The organism is Bradyrhizobium sp. GCM10028915 (assembly GCF_042666195.1).
Lineage (GTDB): Bacteria > Pseudomonadota > Alphaproteobacteria > Rhizobiales > Xanthobacteraceae > Bradyrhizobium > Bradyrhizobium canariense_D.
In genome coordinates, this window is record NZ_JBHTFN010000003.1 from 171286 (window position 1) to 186266 (window position 14981).

General features: G+C 65.1%; 13 protein-coding genes. 7 read left to right on the plus strand and 6 right to left on the minus strand.

Annotated elements, in window-relative coordinates; all coding sequences use genetic code 11:
* Positions 1 to 72: 72 nt before the first annotated feature.
* From ACFQX9_RS02570 to ACFQX9_RS02595, 6 genes are all read left to right on the plus strand, one after another.
* Positions 73 to 1023 (plus strand): ABC transporter permease, encoded by a 951-nt coding sequence (locus ACFQX9_RS02570; protein WP_026233628.1) that lies wholly within the window; start codon positions 73 to 75, stop codon positions 1021 to 1023.
* Positions 1020 to 1913, plus strand: a complete 894-nt coding sequence (locus tag ACFQX9_RS02575; RefSeq protein WP_018458640.1) for an ABC transporter permease — start codon at positions 1020 to 1022, stop codon at positions 1911 to 1913. Before ACFQX9_RS02570 ends, ACFQX9_RS02575 begins: the two co-directional genes overlap by 4 nt.
* Positions 1914 to 1915: 2 nt before the next feature.
* Entirely contained in the window at positions 1916 to 2929 is a 1014-nt protein-coding gene (locus tag ACFQX9_RS02580) for an ABC transporter ATP-binding protein (protein WP_247393840.1), read from the plus strand.
* The gene (locus tag ACFQX9_RS02585; RefSeq protein WP_377786422.1) at positions 2926 to 3930 is read left to right on the plus strand and encodes an ABC transporter ATP-binding protein; all 1005 of its coding nucleotides are present in this window, start codon (positions 2926 to 2928) and stop codon (positions 3928 to 3930) included. The genes ACFQX9_RS02580 and ACFQX9_RS02585 overlap by 4 nt, the downstream gene beginning before the upstream one ends.
* Before the next feature lie 55 nt (positions 3931 to 3985).
* Complete coding sequence (locus ACFQX9_RS02590) at positions 3986 to 5482, plus strand: ABC transporter substrate-binding protein (protein WP_377786424.1); 1497 nt, start codon at positions 3986 to 3988, stop codon at positions 5480 to 5482.
* Between the two features lie 354 nt (positions 5483 to 5836).
* Entirely contained in the window at positions 5837 to 6811 is a 975-nt protein-coding gene (locus tag ACFQX9_RS02595; RefSeq protein ID WP_204510757.1) for a magnesium transporter CorA family protein, read from the plus strand.
* Positions 6812 to 6853: 42 nt separating this feature from the next.
* Here ACFQX9_RS02595 and ACFQX9_RS02600 read toward each other — a convergent pair whose 3' ends face one another.
* Both ACFQX9_RS02600 and ACFQX9_RS02605 read right to left on the minus strand, forming a co-directional pair.
* Positions 6854 to 7480 carry an alpha/beta hydrolase gene (locus ACFQX9_RS02600; RefSeq protein ID WP_247370821.1) on the minus strand — a complete coding sequence of 209 codons (627 nt, stop codon included), beginning with the start codon at positions 7478 to 7480 and terminating at the stop codon, positions 6854 to 6856.
* On the minus strand, positions 7477 to 8415 hold the full coding sequence (locus tag ACFQX9_RS02605; protein WP_018458646.1) for a ring-cleaving dioxygenase: 939 nt from the start codon (positions 8413 to 8415) through the stop codon (positions 7477 to 7479). Before ACFQX9_RS02605 ends, ACFQX9_RS02600 begins: the two co-directional genes overlap by 4 nt.
* Positions 8416 to 8545: 130 nt before the next feature.
* On the opposite strand from ACFQX9_RS02605, the gene ACFQX9_RS02610 reads away from it, so the two are divergent.
* Positions 8546 to 9457: a LysR family transcriptional regulator gene (locus ACFQX9_RS02610; protein ID WP_247370820.1), complete on the plus strand. Its 912-nt coding sequence runs from the start codon at positions 8546 to 8548 to the stop codon at positions 9455 to 9457.
* 52 nt (positions 9458 to 9509) lie between these two features.
* Here the strand turns inward: ACFQX9_RS02610 and ACFQX9_RS02615 are convergent, their stop codons facing one another.
* The 4 genes from ACFQX9_RS02615 to bluB form a co-directional block, all read right to left on the minus strand.
* Positions 9510 to 10391: an alpha/beta fold hydrolase gene (locus ACFQX9_RS02615; RefSeq protein ID WP_247455170.1), complete on the minus strand. Its 882-nt coding sequence runs from the start codon at positions 10389 to 10391 to the stop codon at positions 9510 to 9512.
* Between the two features lie 76 nt (positions 10392 to 10467).
* Positions 10468 to 13143: a hybrid sensor histidine kinase/response regulator gene (locus ACFQX9_RS02620; RefSeq protein WP_247370818.1), complete on the minus strand. Its 2676-nt coding sequence runs from the start codon at positions 13141 to 13143 to the stop codon at positions 10468 to 10470.
* Entirely contained in the window at positions 13140 to 14171 is a 1032-nt protein-coding gene (locus tag ACFQX9_RS02625; RefSeq protein WP_204510761.1) for an ABC transporter substrate-binding protein, read from the minus strand. The genes ACFQX9_RS02620 and ACFQX9_RS02625 overlap by 4 nt, the downstream gene beginning before the upstream one ends.
* A gap of 177 nt (positions 14172 to 14348) precedes the next feature.
* A complete protein-coding gene (gene bluB, locus ACFQX9_RS02630; protein ID WP_204510762.1) occupies positions 14349 to 14981 on the minus strand; it encodes a 5,6-dimethylbenzimidazole synthase in 633 nt (210 codons plus the stop codon).

Here is a 14981-nt window from a genome sequence, read left to right on the forward strand (position 1 = left end):
TTTGCAAAGCACTTGCCTCCGATGCCCGGACATGTTGATCGTGCTGCGGATGAGCCCTGAATCCGAGCGCGCATGAGCGTATTTGTCCTCCGACGTGTGCTGACCCTGCTGGCGACGCTGGTCGGCGCGTCCGTGATCATTTTCCTGGTGCTGGATGCGCTTCCGGGCAACGCCGCGCAGATGCTGATGGGCGCCGACGCCTCGCCAGATGCGGTCCGCGCGCTCACCGTCAAGCTCGGGCTCGACCAGCCGCTGGCGGTTCGCTATCTGCATTGGATCAAAGGGCTGCTCGTCGGCGATCTCGGCAACTCCTATGTCTACGGCACACCGGTCGCCAGCCTGATCGTGGAGCGGCTGGTGTTGACCATTCCGCTCGCGATGATGTCCATGCTGATCACGGTGACGCTGGCGCTCTCGGCCGGCATCTACACCGCCGCCAACCACAACAAGCTCGGCGACGTCGGCGTGATGTCGCTGACGCAGATCGGCATCGCGCTGCCGAATTTCTGGTTCGCAATCCTGCTGGTGCTACTGTTCTCGGTACGGCTGCAATGGCTCTCCGCGGGCGGCTTTCCCGGTTGGGAGGACGGCGTCTGGCTCGGCATCAAGTCGCTGCTGCTGCCGGCGGTGTCGCTTGCGGTCGTGCAGGCCGCGATCCTCGCACGCGTCACGCGCTCGGCTGTGCTGGAAGTGCTGCGCGAAGACTTCGTCCGCACGGCGCGCGCGAAGGGCCTCGGCAAGCGCGAGGTACTGTGGAGTCATGTGCTGCGCAACGCCATGATCCCTGTGATGACGGTCATGGGCCTGCAATTCGCCAATCTGCTCGCCGGCACCATCGTGATCGAGAACGTGTTCTATCTGCCGGGGCTCGGCCGCCTGATCTTTCAGTCGATCGCCAACCGCGACCTCATCGTGGTGCGCAACTGCGTGATGCTGCTCGCGACCATGGTGGTCATCGTCAATTTCGTGGTCGACGTGCTCTATGCCTTCGTCGATCCCCGCATCAAGGTCCACGATCTGTGAGCGCGCCGTTGACCACCCTCGTCGACGCGCCGGCCGTAGCGCGCCCTCTGCCGGCCCGGACCTTCTGGCGCCGCGCGCTGCGTCATCGCAGCTTCGTGCTCGGCGGCGCGCTGAGCCTGCTGGTTCTCGCCTCGGCGCTGCTGTCGCTGGTGTGGACGCCCTGGTCGCCCTATGAGATCGACATCGCGTCAAAGCTCCGGCCGCCCTCGGCCGCGCACTGGCTCGGCACCGACGTCTTCGGCCGCGACATCGTTTCGCTGCTGCTCGCCGGCGCCCGCTCCACCATCATGGTCGGCATCATCGCGGTCAGCATCGGCCTCACCTTCGGCGTCTGTCTCGGCCTCATCGCGTCGGCCAGGCGCGGGTGGACCGAAGAGATCATCATGCGCTTCTCCGATTTCACCTTCGCCTTTCCGGCCGTGCTCTCGGCGATCATGCTCGCCGCGGTCGTGGGGCCCGGCATGGTGACCTCGATCGTCGCCATCGGCATCTTCCAGATCCCGACGCTGATCCGGCTGACGCGCGGCTCGGCCAACGCGATCTGGGCGCGCGAATTCGTGCTGGCCGCGCGCGCCGCGGGGAAAGGGCGCTTTCGCATCACCATCGAGCACGTGCTGCCCAACATCATGTCGATTCTGATCGTACAGGCGACGATCCAGTTTGCGCTCGCGATCCTTGCCGAAGCCGCCTTGTCGTATCTCGGTCTCGGCACGCAGCCGCCGCAGCCGTCCTGGGGACGGATGCTGAACGACGCGCAGTCGCTGCTGTTCCAGTCGCCGATGCTCGCCGTCTACCCGGGTGCTGCGATTGCAATCGCGGTGCTCGGCCTCAATCTGCTCGGCGACGGACTGCGCGATCTGCTCGACCCTCGACTGGCGCGGGAGCGATGATGATGAGCGAGCGCTCGTCCATGCCGTTGATCGAGGTTGTCAATCTCGGCGTGCGCCTCAACACCAGCCGCGGGCCGGCGCAGGCCGTGCGCGGCGTCAGCTTTGCGCTGAAGCGCGGCGAGACGCTCGGGCTCGTCGGCGAATCCGGCTGCGGCAAGTCGGTCACCGCGTTGTCGCTGATGGGGCTGCTGCCGGATAGCGCGTCCGTCACCGGCAGCATCAAGCTGGATGGCGGCGAACTCGCTGGTTTGTCGGACGCGGAATATTGTCGGCTGCGCGGCAATCGCATCAGCATGATCTTCCAGGAGCCGATGACCGCGCTCAATCCGATGCACACGATCGGCAACCAGGTCGCCGAGCCGCTGCGGCGTCACAGGAAATTTTCGGCATCGCAGGCGCGGCGAGAGGCGATCGCCTTGCTCGACCGCGTCGGGTTGCCTGATCCGGCCAGGCGCGTCGACGCTTATCCGCACCAGTTTTCCGGCGGCCAGCGTCAGCGCGTCACGATCGCGATGGCGCTCGCCTGCGAGCCCGACCTTCTGATCGCGGACGAGCCGACCACGGCGCTCGACGTCACCATCCAGGGCCAGATCCTCGACCTCATCGCCGATCTCATCGAGGAGCGCGGCATGTCGATGATCCTGATCTCGCACGATCTCGGCGTCATCGCCGAGAACGTGCAGCGCATGATGGTGATGTACGGCGGCACGATCATCGAGAGCGGACCGACCGACGAGGTGTTCCGCCGGATGGGCCATCCCTACACGCAGGGCCTGTTCCGCGCCCGACCGAAACTCGGCGCACGCAAGGGGACGCGGCTGACGACGATATCGGGCACGGTGCCGGAGCTCGCCGATCTGCCTTCCGGTTGCACCTTCGCCGATCGGTGTCCGCTCGTGATCGAGCAGTGCCGGGCTGCGCTTCCAGCAATGGTGGACGTCGGACCGGGCCATTTCGTGCGCTGCATCCGGACGGACGTGTCGATGGCCGAACGCGTCGGAGCGCTGACCGTATGAGCACGGCGCCTCTTCTCGACGTGAAGGATCTCGAGCAGCGCTACACGTTGCCGCGCGAAAGCGTGTTCCGCCCGCCCGGGCAGGTGCGCGCGCTCAACGGTGTCAGCGTGCGGGTCGACGCCGGCAAGAGCCTCGGCATCGTCGGCGAATCCGGCTCCGGGAAGTCGACATTCGCGCGGGTGGTGATGGCGCTGGAGCGGCCGACATCGGGGCGGGTCGCGCTGCTCGGCCGCGACCTCAACCGCATCTCCGCCGACGAGTTGCGCCGCGCCCGCCGCGATTTCCAGATGGTGTTCCAGGATCCCTACGGATCGCTCGACCCGCGCCAGACCATCGCGCGCATCGTCGCCGAACCGCTCACCGTGCTGGAGGGGATTGATCGCACGACGCTACGTGCCCGCGTCTCCGCAGTGCTACGGCAGGTGGGTCTGCGCGATGCCGACATGGAGAAATATCCACACGAGTTCTCCGGCGGCCAGCGCCAGCGCATCGCCATTGCGCGCGCGCTGATCACCCAGCCGAAGCTGATCGTCGCCGACGAGCCGGTCTCCGCGCTCGACGTTTCCGTGCAGGCGCAAGTCTTGAACCTGATGCAGGACCTCCAGGAGCAGTTCGGCCTCAGTTACGTCCTGATCAGCCACGACCTGGCCGTCGTCGACTATCTCTGCGACGAGGTCGCGGTGATGTATCTGGGCCGGATCGTCGAACAGGGCAGGCCTGAGGATTTGTTCGAGCGTTGCGCCCATCCCTATACGCGAGCGCTGCTGGAGGCCGTGCCGCGGGTGCGCGCCGGCGGAGGCCGGCGGCGGCGCGGAGCCCAGGCGATCGCCTCGCAATCGGCGGCCGCGACCGGCTGCCCCTATGTCTCGCGGTGCGCGCTAGCCGACCAGCATTGCCGCGAGGTTCTGCCTGAGCTACGCAAGGTGGGCGAGACGCATCTGGCCGCTTGCCACAAGGCGGAAGCCGTGATGGCGTTGCCGCAATTGCCCGTGGAAGGTTAGCGTCCGCGGCAGGATTGGCGTAGGCTTGAGACAAGACAAGGCCGGGGAGTTACGCATGTTCAGGAAACTATCGATCGTCGCATTCGCCGCCGCACTTGCCGCTGCTCCGTTGCCGGTGCTGGCTCAGAGCAAGAAGGACAGCGTCGTCATGGCGATGGCGCTGGAACCGCCGGGGCTCGATCCCACCAACGCCGCCGCCGCCGCGATCGCCGAGGTCACGCTCTACAACATCTATGAGACCCTGACCAAGATCAACGAGGACGGCACCACCTCGCCCCTGCTGGCGGAGAGCTGGACTGCATCGCCCGATCTGAAGACCTATACGTTCAAGCTGCGCAAGGGCGTCAAGTTCCACAACGGCGAGCCGTTTGACTCCGCAGCCGTGAAGTTCTCGTTCGAGCGCAACGCGGTCCCCACCAGCACCAACAAGGACAAGAGCCTGTTCCAGAGCTTCGAGAAGGTCGATGCGCCCGACGCCGACACGGTCGTGATCAGCCTGAAAAATTCCGAGCCGAACCTGCCGTTCCTGCTGGGGCAGGCGAGCGGCTCGATCGTCGAGCCGAAGAGCGCTGCCACCAATATCACGCAGCCGGTCGGGACCGGGCCCTATCAGCTGGGCGCCTGGGCCAAGGGCTCCTCGATGACCCTGACCAAATGGGCTGACTATCGCAACGCCGCCGCGATCAAGCTCGCGAAGGTGACGATCCGCTTCATCTCCGATCCGTCCGCACAGACGGCGGCGCTGCTGTCGGGCGACGTCGACGCGTTTCCCCGGGTGTCGGCCCAGCGCACCATCGCGCAGTTCAAGGCGGATCCGCGCTTCAACGTTATGGTCGGCGGCTCCAGGGCCAAGACCATCGTCGGTATCAACCATCGCAAAAAGCCGCTCGACGATGTTCGCGTGCGCCGTGCCATCCTCGCCGCGATCGATCGCAAGGCGATGATCGACGGTGCGGTCGACGGTTTCGGCACGCCGATCGGAAGCTTCTACGTGCCGGGCGCGCTCGGCTATGTCGACACGACAGGCATCAACCCCTACGATCCCGAGAAGGCCAAGAAGCTGCTGGCCGAAGCCGGCGTTACCACCCCGCTCGAGCTGTCGTTGAAGCTGCCGCCGCCGTCCTATGCGCGCCAGGGCGGCGAGGTCCTCGCGGCCCAGCTTGCCAAGGTCGGCATCGTCGCCAAGATCGAGAACGTCGAATGGGCGCAATGGCTGTCGCAGGTGTTCGCCGGCAATGGTCCGCATAATTTCGACCTCACCATCGTCAGCCATGTCGAGCCGTTCGATCTCGTCAAGATCACCGAGCCGGACTACTATCTCGGCTACAACAACGACGCCTTCAACGCGCTCTACAAGCAGATCGTGTCGACGCCGGATGAAGCCGCCCGTGCCAAGCTTCTCGGCGACGCCCAGCGCATGCTGGCCACCGATGCAGTCTCGGGCTATTTGTACCAGCCGCAGCTGATCACCATCACCAACAAGAAGCTGAAGGGCGTCTGGAAGGACGTACCCCAATACGAGAACGATTTCTCGACATGGGCGTGGGAGTAGGGCGCGCATGTCGATTGCGCGATGTCGGTGACGATCTCTCCCAACGGAAGAGATCGTCACGAGACCGGTCCAAACAAAAAACCTGAAGAACAACCCCATGCACAGTAGCCGAGGGTAGTGATTTCAATGACTTGCGCGCGACGCGATTGATGAGTTGCGCGTCGCGCGATGCCGTTGACGCGTCGGGCAAAACACTGGCATGATGGCATCATCGAAGAAGGCCGCGCCCGCTTGGTTTGATTGGGCCGCTCGATGCTCCCCCGACTTTGAACGTTCGGAACCCTCATGCGTTAGCTTGGCGCAGGATGGCCGCAGGCCGTGCGATCCGGCGCGAGGGTATGCGGAGTTCGGTTCTTGCTCAAACTATACAGGTGGCCATCCGACGACTGGCAGAAGATCGGCGCGGAGATGCCCTCCGAGATCATCTGGGCTGATCTATTGGACGCAACCGCGGAGGAAAAGCAGTTCGTCGAACGATTGCTCGGGATACGCGTTCCGTCCGAGGATTCGCTCAGCGAGATCGAAGCGTCGAGCCGCCTGATCCTCGACAACGGCACGCTCTATCTCAGCTCGCCGGCGGTCCGGCTCAACGAGAACAACGAGGCCGAGATCACGCCGGTGGGATTCGTCATCGGACCGCACGTGCTGGTGACGGTGCGTTTCGCGCAGCTGCCGATCTTCGAGGACATCGGCAAGCGCATCGGTTCCGATGACAGCCTGGAGAACGGCATGTGCGTGTTCACCAGCCTGATCGAGGCCATGGTCGACCGCGGCGCCGATGTCCTTGAGCATCTCGGCGCGAAGGTCGACAGGCTCTCGCGGGACGTCTTCAAGGGCGGGCTCGTTCGCAGCAAGCGGCCGGTCCGCTCCAGCCGGCGGATGCGCGAGGCGCTGGAAAACATCGGCGAGTTGGCGGATCGGCTCGCCAAGGCGCGCGATGTCCTGCTTGGCGTTGGCCGCATCGCTTCATTCGCCGGCGATGTCGGGGGTGAATGGATCACCGCCGCGTCGAAGAAGCGGCTCGAAGCCGTCTCCAAGGATGTCGCTTCGCTCGGCGATTACGAGACGCGATTGTCGGACAAGATCCAGCTTCTGCTCGATGCCGTGCTCGGCTTCATCAACATCCAGCAGAACGAGCTGTTCAAGATCTTGACGATCGTCTCGGTCGTCGGCGTGCCGCCCACGATTCTGGTCGGCATCTGGGGCATGAACTTCAAGCACATGCCGGAGCTGGACTGGACCTTCGGCTATCCGCTGGCGTGGCTCGCCATCATTGCCAGCGGCGTGCTGCCGCTGATTTGGTTCAAGCGGCGCGGCTGGTTCGAATGAAGCCGCGGCGCACCGTTCGAAATCGATGCGCCGCTTCTTCTGTCAGGCGACTTCGGCGGCGAATTTGCCGATCCAGTCGCGGGCAAGCGTCAAATCGGCCTGCGATAATTGATGGCCCGCCGGCAGGACCTTGTGACCGACCTGCGCGCCCGCTTCGGAAAGCAGTGATGCGAGCCGGGCCGAATTGCTCGCCGGCACGATCGGATCAGCCTGCCCGGACAACAGCAGGATCGGCTTGCCTGCGAGGTTGACCTTGGGCGGATCCGACAGCGGCACCATGGCGCGGAGCAGGATCGCACCAGCAAGCGCGTCCGGCTTCAGCAACAACAGCGCGGCTGCGATGTTGGCGCCGTTGGAGAAGCCGACCGCGACCGGCGCGGCGAGGCCATATCGCTGCCGCGCTTCCGCAACGAAGTCGCCGAGCTCAAGGGCGCGGCGGCGCACGTCGTCCTCGTCGAACACGCCCTCAGTGAGGCGGCGGAAGAAGCGCGGCATGCGGTGTTCGAGCACGCGGCCGCGCGGCGATAGCAGGGCCGAGCCGGGCGAGATCATCTTGCCGAGCCCGAGCAGGTCGTTCTCGTCGCCGCCGGTGCCGTGCAGCAGCAGGAGAGGAGGAGAGCCCGCGTCACGCGCGGGCTCGAAACGATGGATGAATGAACTCTCGGTCACGACACCCTCTCTTCCAGGTTCGGCAACACGCCCTCGATCTGCTTGCGCTGTGCTTCGAGGAAGCTCGGCAGCTTCAGGTCGTGTCCCAGCGTTGCCACGGGCTCGTCGACGGCGAAGCCTGGGATGTCGGTCGCGATCTCGAACAGCACGCCGCCGGGCTCGCGGAAGTAGATCGAGCGGAAGTAGTTGCGGTCGCGCTGTTCGGTCGGGTGCAGGCCGTGATTGCTCACGAGCCTTTGCGCCATCTTGCCCTGCTCGGCGTCATCGGCCGCGCGGAAGGCGATGTGATGCACGGAGCCGCCACCTTGGTGTCCGCGCAGGAAGCCCTTGGCTTCGTAGATGTCGACGACGCTGCCTTCGGCATCGCCCGGTGCCTTGAAGCGGATCACCGAGCCTTCGCGCGCCGTCTCCTTGAAGCCGAACACGTCGGTGAGGACGGCAGCCGTTTTTGCCGCGCTGTCGAGCAGCAAGGTCACGCCATGGAAGCCGCGGATCGCATGCTCGGCCGGCACCTCGCCATTGCTCCAGCCGGGCTCGCTCTCGGCGCCGGGGATACCGACGAGCGCGAGCGCCATGCCATCAGGGTCTGTGAACGGCAGCACGGACTCGCCAAAACGCTTCTCCAGCGCCTCATAAGCGATGCCCTTCTCGACGAAGCGTTGCGTCCAATAGCCGAGCGAGCTTTGCGGCACGCGGAAGGCGGTCTGGTGCGTCTCGCCGACGCCGCGGCGCCCGGCCGGCACGCCGGCCCAAGGAAAGAACGTCAGGATGGTGCCGGGGCGGCCGGTCTCGTCGCCATAATAGAAGTGATAGGTGCCGGGATCGTCGAAATTGACCGTCTTCTTGACGAAGCGCAGACCGAGATCACGGGTGTAAAAGCCGAAATTCCTGATGGGGTCGCCCGCGATCGCGGTCACATGGTGCAGTCCAGACATTGTCGGTCCTCCAAAGCTCGGGGAGCGGTCTTGCTCTGCAGGGAAATATCGTTCCGCTTTGGATTGGAGACAATCCATGCAAATATGACGGCTATGTCTACGATTTGGAAACAATCGCCGGCGCCAGCCCGTGGATAAGGTCGCCAGCCTGCGAGCCTTCGTAAAGGTGGTCGAAAGCGGCAGTTTTGCCGAGGCGGGCCGGCAGTTGCGGCTGTCACGCTCGGCGATCAGCAAATACATCGCCGACCTCGAAGAAAGCCTCGGCGTGCAGCTCCTGAACCGGACCACGCGCCATGCGAGCCCGACCGAGAACGGCCAGCGCTATTTCGAGCGCGCGGTCGTGATCCTGTCGGAGATCGAGGCGGCCGACCAGGCCGTGGTGCAAGCGCAATCGGCGCCGCGCGGCCTGTTGCGCGTCAACGCGCCGATGTCGTTCGGCACCCTGCGGCTCGGGCCGGTGCTTGCCGATTTCATGGCGCGATATCCGGAGCTGCAGCTCCAGCTCGTGCTCAGCGACGACCTGCTCGATCCCGTGCAGGACGGTTTTGACGTGACCTTGCGCATCGCGGAATTGGAATCGTCGAGTTTGATCGCGCGAAAGATCATCCCGGTGGCGCGCATGATCTGCGCTTCGCCCGATTATCTGGCGCGTCACGGCACCCCAAAACATCCGCAGGATCTGCGCGAACATGTCTCGCTGACCTACGGCTTCCTGCTCACTGGCAATCAGTGGAAGCTCACCGGCACCGACGGCGATCATTGGATCCAGCCGGCCTGGTCGCTCTGCGTCAACAATGCCGAGGTGCTGCGCGATGTCGCGATCAAGGGCAGGGGGCTCGCGCTGCTCCCGGAGTTCATCGCCGCCGACGCCTTGAGGACAGGCGAACTGCGAACGGTGCTGGACGATTATTCTGCGCCGCCGCTTGCGCTCTATGCGGTGTATCCGCCGACCCGACATCTGTCGGTGAAAGTGCGGCTGTTCATTGATTTCCTGGTCGAGCGCTTTGGCCGGGAGGGCGAGGCGTCAACCCGATCAAAATGACCCGCGCGGAAGGGCTGAGCCGAGATATGTCGGCTCCGCGCGGCTCGCTGCTCTATTTTTTGGTATCGAGGAATTGGCGTATCGCCTTCACGGTCACCGCCGGTTGCTCTTCCATCAGCCAATGACCGGCGTCCGGAATGACCAATTCGGTGACGTCAGTCGCGGCGTTTCGCATCACGACGGCCTCTGTCGCACCGAAGGATTTTTCGCCCCCGACAGCCAGCACGGGAATGGTCAACTTGGTCGCGATCGCCTTCTTGTTGTCCTCGGCGTCGGTTCGGATCGACCTGAACTGGGCGAACGCAGCACGCATGGCGCCCGGCCGCGCATAGAGCGCTGCGTAATGACGGCGTGTTGCGTCCGCGATCCTGGAAGGCGTCCCCGCGAAGTCATTCCAGAAGCGGTCGAGGTAGATGCGCTCGCGGCCCTTGACCAGCCGCTCCATGTCCGGGCCTCCGAGATCAAAATGCCAAAGCTGCGGGCTGCGAACCACCTCGTCCCATGGCGGCACCCCAGGCACCGGGGCATCCATCACGATCAGCTTCTCGGCCAGGTCGCGATAACGGGCCGCGTAGGCATAGGCCACCATGGTTCCGATGTCGTGGCCGACGACGACGGCCTTTTCGATGCCGAGCGCTGCGAGAACGGCCCGCATGTCGGCAGCCTGGGTCCATTTGTCGTAGCCATTGTCGGGCTTGCTCGAGAGGCCCATACCGCGAAGATCGGGCACGACAACGGTGTGGTCGCGCGCGATATCAGCGGCGAGCTTGACCCACATGTCGCCGGTATCACCAAAACCGTGGATCAGGATCACGACAGGCCCCTGACCGCCGACGCGAACATGAATCTGCGTGCCGTTGGCCGCGATGGTTTTGGTCTTGAAGCCGGACGGAAACTGTTCGACCTCGGCGCGCGCGGCAGGGGCGAGCAGCATGAGAAGAATGGCGAGACATCTTGCGCGCACCGGCGCCTCCGATCATCTTGTATCTCAGTCCAGTGACTGAACGCTGTTAGGCCGGCCGGAGCAGATCGTCCAGCGCGCTCATCGAGGCCTCTCGAAGCGCGGCGAGTTCGCGGGCGGCTCTCTCGCATTCGGGCCGGGACATCGTGACTGCCGCCAGCTCGACCTCACGGCAGAATTCGAAAAGGCGGACGAGGCCGAGCGCACTCGCGCCGCTGCCGAGCTGGTGCGCGCAGCGCGCGAGCTGCGCGGGATCGTCAGTCGCCGCAGCCTTGGCAATCTCCTCGACCAGCTTTTCGCTCGTCAGTTCCAGCAGGTCGTGGAGTTTTGCGATCTGCGCCGCGCCCAGCAGCTCCTTCTGGTCATCAAGGAAATGCCGGTCGATCAATGCGCCTGCGGCGAGTTGCGGCGCGGCCGGCTGGTTCTGGGCATCGTCCTCGATCGCCTCGCGCAGCGCATTGATCAGGATCGGCTTGCTGACGATCCTGGCAATGCCTGCCCCCGCGAGCCGCTCGCGGGCGCGGCCCGACATGTCCGCGGTTACCGCGATGATGCGCGGCATGGTCGGCAGACCGAGCTTGCGGATCCGCGATGCCGCCTCGACGCCGTCCATGTCGGGCATGTGCAGATCCATCAGGATGATGTCGAACGCCTGATCGCGGGGGAGCGCGACGGCCGACGCGCCGTTCGTGGCGATGGTGGCGTGGTGGCCGAGCCTCTTCAACATCGCTTCACCGACCTCGCAATTGACGGGGTCGTCGTCGACCAGCAGCACGCGAAGCTGCCGTGATGGCGGCTGAACCGCGCCTTGCGCGATGTCGGTGGTGGCGAGGCCAAGCGGTACCTCAAGCATGAAGGAGCTGCCCGTACCCGGCGTGCTCGCCACCGTCAGCTCGCCGCGCATCAGGCGGGTGAGGCGCCGCGCGATCGCCAGTCCAAGGCCGGTGCCGCCGAACCGCCGCGCGATACTGTCGTCAGCCTGGACGAAATCCTCGAAAATCCGCTCGTGCATGTCGGGCGCGATGCCGATGCCGGTATCGCGCACGGTGATGCGCAGCAGGACATGATCGTCATGTCTCTCGGCGGCCGCGCTCAAGCCGATGCCGCCGCGCGGGGTGAACTTGATCGCGTTGCCGATCAGATTGAGCAGGATGCGATTGAGCCGCACCGGATCGCCGTGCACGGAGGTATTGACCGTCGCATCGCAGGCGAGATCGAAAGTCAGGCCCTTGTCAGAGGCCTGCGGACGCATCAGATCGGCGGCCGTCTCGATGAGCTGGTCGAGGCGGAAATCGCGGGTCTCCAGAGTCTCGGCGCTGGCCTCCAGGCGCGCATATTCGAGGATGCCGTCGACCAGCGCGATCAGCGTTTCGCCCGACGCGGCCGCGGTCGTGAGGTGGCGCCGCTGCGCTTCGCCGAGACTGCCGTCGTCGAGCAGTTGCAGCACGCCCATGACGCCGTTCAGCGGCGTGCGCAGCTCGTGGCTGACGACCGCGAGAAAGCGCGATTTGGTCTCGTTGGCCGCGACCGCCGCGCTGCGCGCACGCTCGGCGGCATCGTGCTCGGCAAGGGCCTGGTCGCGGGTCTTTTCCAGTTCGGAGGTGCGCTCGATCACCTTGCGCTCGAGCGTCGCATAGGATTCGCGCAAGTGAGCGGCCATCCGGTTGAATTGATCGCCGAGCGCCTCCAGCTCGTCGCCGGTCTTGATCGCGAGCCGCAGGCTGAGGTCGCCGCTGCCGATCCGCCGCGCGCCCTGCGTCAGGATCTGGATCGGCACGGTCATGCGCCGGCTCAGAAAGAGAGAGACCAGCACCGCACATGCCAGCAGGATGACCAGGAGAAAAGTCGAGCGCCCGATCGACGCATAGATCGGCGCATAGGCCTCGGTGAGCGGCAGCTCGACGAACACCAGCCAGCCCAACGAGGGGACCGTCGCATAGGTCGACAGCACGCGTTGACCGGACAGATCCTCCTTGACCAGGCCGCCGGAGGGCGGCCCGATGCCATCGAGCGCGGCTCGGACGTCGGGATGGCCGGAGAGATCGCTGCGGCGCAGCGCCCGCCACAAATCGGGATGCGCGATCAGGATACCCATGCGATCGACCACATAGGCCTTGCCGGTGTTGCCGACCCTGATTCCGGCGACGAGGTCCCAGATGAAGCGAAGATTGACCTCGGCGACAATCACATCCGGCGCCAGGCCCGTTCCGCGCGTGGCGAGTGTCATGAACGGCTCGGTGTCGCCGAGGAAGTAGACCGGCCCGTAATATGCGCGGCTTTCGTTGGCGCCGCGGAAGGCCTGCGAGGCGGAGAGGTCGGTCTTGCTGCCGATCCTGTCCGCGACACGGCGCGACACGCGCACCTGCTCGCGGCCTTGGGCGTCGAGCTCGGCGATGTCCGCAATCGCAGGCGAGAGGCGCAGGAGGCGGATGGCGTTCAGGCGCTGGTCCTCGTTCGTGGACAGCTCGGGGGGCAGGCGCGAGAGCCATCTGATCTGGTTTTCGATCTGGCCAATGAACTGGCCGATCTGGACGGCGGCGCTTGCTGCCTGCTCGCGCTGGGTCGCCGCCAGGAGTTGCTTCTGCTCGCGATAGGAGAACCAGACGTCGAAGCCGGTGTTGATGGCGAGCGCGGCGAAAGCGAGCGCGACGATCGAGTAGAGGTATTTGCGGAACAGCCGGCCGGGAGGTGGCCGCAAATCTCCCTGGTCGATCGTCTCGTTCACTCGCGGATCTCGTCGGCGCGCGCGAGCAGTGTGAATGGTATCGTCAAATCCAGCGTGCGAGCGACCGTGCGGTTGATCAGGAGCTCGTATTTTCGCGGCGATTGCACCGGCAGATCTCCGGCCTTGGTACCGCGCAGGATGAGATCGACATAGTCGGCCGAGCGCACTTCGAGCGTCGGCCCGTAGCTCATCAGCCCGCCCGCATCCATGAAATAATAGAACGGGTAAATCGCAGGGACGCGATATTTGGCCGCCGCCGCCACCGCCGCCTGCCGGTGGACCACCAGGAAGCTGTCGACCAGCGCAATCATTGCCGCCTTGGGGGGAGCGGAAAAGGGCCTGACGGCTTCGTCGATCTCCGTTGGCGCGCTGACGGGGGCGGGGATCACGGACACGCCGGCCAGTGCTGCCTCTTGCTCGATGGAATCGAGGAAGAAACGGCCGCCGCGAGGAGTGGTCGCCGGGTTGTACAGGATACCGACGCGCGCAAGATCCGGCACGGCCTCCCGGATGAGCTGAAGCCATTTGCCGCCCATCTCGGCGGTGCTGTTGGTGAAGCCGGTCACGTTGCCGCCGGGATGAGCAAGGCTTTCGACGAAGCCGTTGCCGACGGGATCGTTGGCGGTCGCGAACACGATCGGGATGGTTTTTGTGGCTTCCAGGACGGCCGCGGTTTCGACCGTCGAGCCGGTCAGGATCACATCCGGCTTGAGCGCCAGCAATTCCTGAACCGCGGTCTTCAGCCGATCCGGCGCGCCGAAGGTCGATCGGAGCTCGAGGCGGAAATTGACGCCTTCGACCCAGCCTCGCTGCCTCAAGCCCACGATGAGGCCACCCAGGCGGGAGGTCGGGCTGTCGATCATGCTCCTTCTGGTCAGCTCGTCGTCGAGCGGCAACGCCGTCAGCGATCCCACGACCCGCACGCGATCAGATGTTGCGCCGAGCGCCAGCCACCCCGCGGCGGTCGTGCTGGCAAGGCGAATGAACCCGCGGCGATCGACCGCGAGAGCGGAAGGCCGTTCGGTCATGACATTCTTTGCATGGTGGCTAGCCCCAGGCGCATGCTTAGCGCGAACGGCCGGCATCCACAATTGACGAAAAAATGCGCTTGTGACTGCTCATTCGCAGCGTTTGGCAGTCCGATACCGTATTCCTACGTCGGCAGTCGCTCGCAACACGGAAGATGGATATCCGGCGTGGCCTGATTAACGCTGCAGCGTGAATTCCTCTGCCCCCCGCCGCTGCTCCCACTTCGCCTGTTCCAGCTCGGGCCGGTCGCATTCGACTTCCGGATAGCCGATACAGAGATAGGCGATGAATTTCCAGGTGTCGGGCACGTCGAGAATGGCGTGGATGCGATTCGGATGGAGGATCGATACCCAGCCAAGCCCGATGCCCTCGGCGCGCGCGGCCAGCCACATCGCGGTGATCGCCGCAACCACGGAATATTCCGTCGTCTCCGGCATCGTCGCGCGGCCGAGGCCGTGACCGGTGTCGCTGGCCTTGTCCGCGAACACGGCGAGGTGGCCGGGGGCCTGTTCGAGACCCGACAGTTTCAGCGTGGCATAGCGTGCTGCGCGCTCACCGGCATAGGAATTCAGCGCGTCCGCGTTGCACGCTTTGAAGTCGTCGATCACGGCGCGACGCCGTGCGGCCTCATCGACGATGACGAAGCGCCAGGGCTGGCTGAGGCCGACCGAGGGTGAGAGACAGGCCGTCTCGATCAGGCGATCGATGGCGCCGTCCGGCAACGGATCGGCGCGAAAGCGGCGCACGTCGCGGCGCCACACGAACAGCTCGCGCAAGTGCTGGCGGAAGGTGTCGTCGAATTCGACCAT

What these genes read in the sequence shown, in the direction of transcription:
- ACFQX9_RS02570 (WP_026233628.1), top strand. Translation starts at nt 73, where the DNA reads ATGAGCGTATTTGTCCTCCGACGTGTGCTGACCCTGCTGGCGACGCTG.
- ACFQX9_RS02580 (WP_247393840.1), top strand. Translation starts at nt 1,916, where the DNA reads ATGAGCGAGCGCTCGTCCATGCCGTTGATCGAGGTTGTCAATCTCGGC.
- ACFQX9_RS02585 (WP_377786422.1), top strand. Translation starts at nt 2,926, where the DNA reads ATGAGCACGGCGCCTCTTCTCGACGTGAAGGATCTCGAGCAGCGCTAC.
- ACFQX9_RS02590 (WP_377786424.1), top strand. Translation starts at nt 3,986, where the DNA reads ATGTTCAGGAAACTATCGATCGTCGCATTCGCCGCCGCACTTGCCGCT.
- ACFQX9_RS02605 (WP_018458646.1), bottom strand. Translation starts at nt 8,415, where the DNA reads ATGTCTGGACTGCACCATGTGACCGCGATCGCGGGCGACCCCATCAGG.
- ACFQX9_RS02615 (WP_247455170.1), bottom strand. Translation starts at nt 10,391, where the DNA reads ATGCTGCTCGCCCCTGCCGCGCGCGCCGAGGTCGAACAGTTTCCGTCC.
- ACFQX9_RS02625 (WP_204510761.1), bottom strand. Translation starts at nt 14,171, where the DNA reads ATGACCGAACGGCCTTCCGCTCTCGCGGTCGATCGCCGCGGGTTCATT.
- bluB (WP_204510762.1), bottom strand. Translation starts at nt 14,981, where the DNA reads ATGGTCGAATTCGACGACACCTTCCGCCAGCACTTGCGCGAGCTGTTC.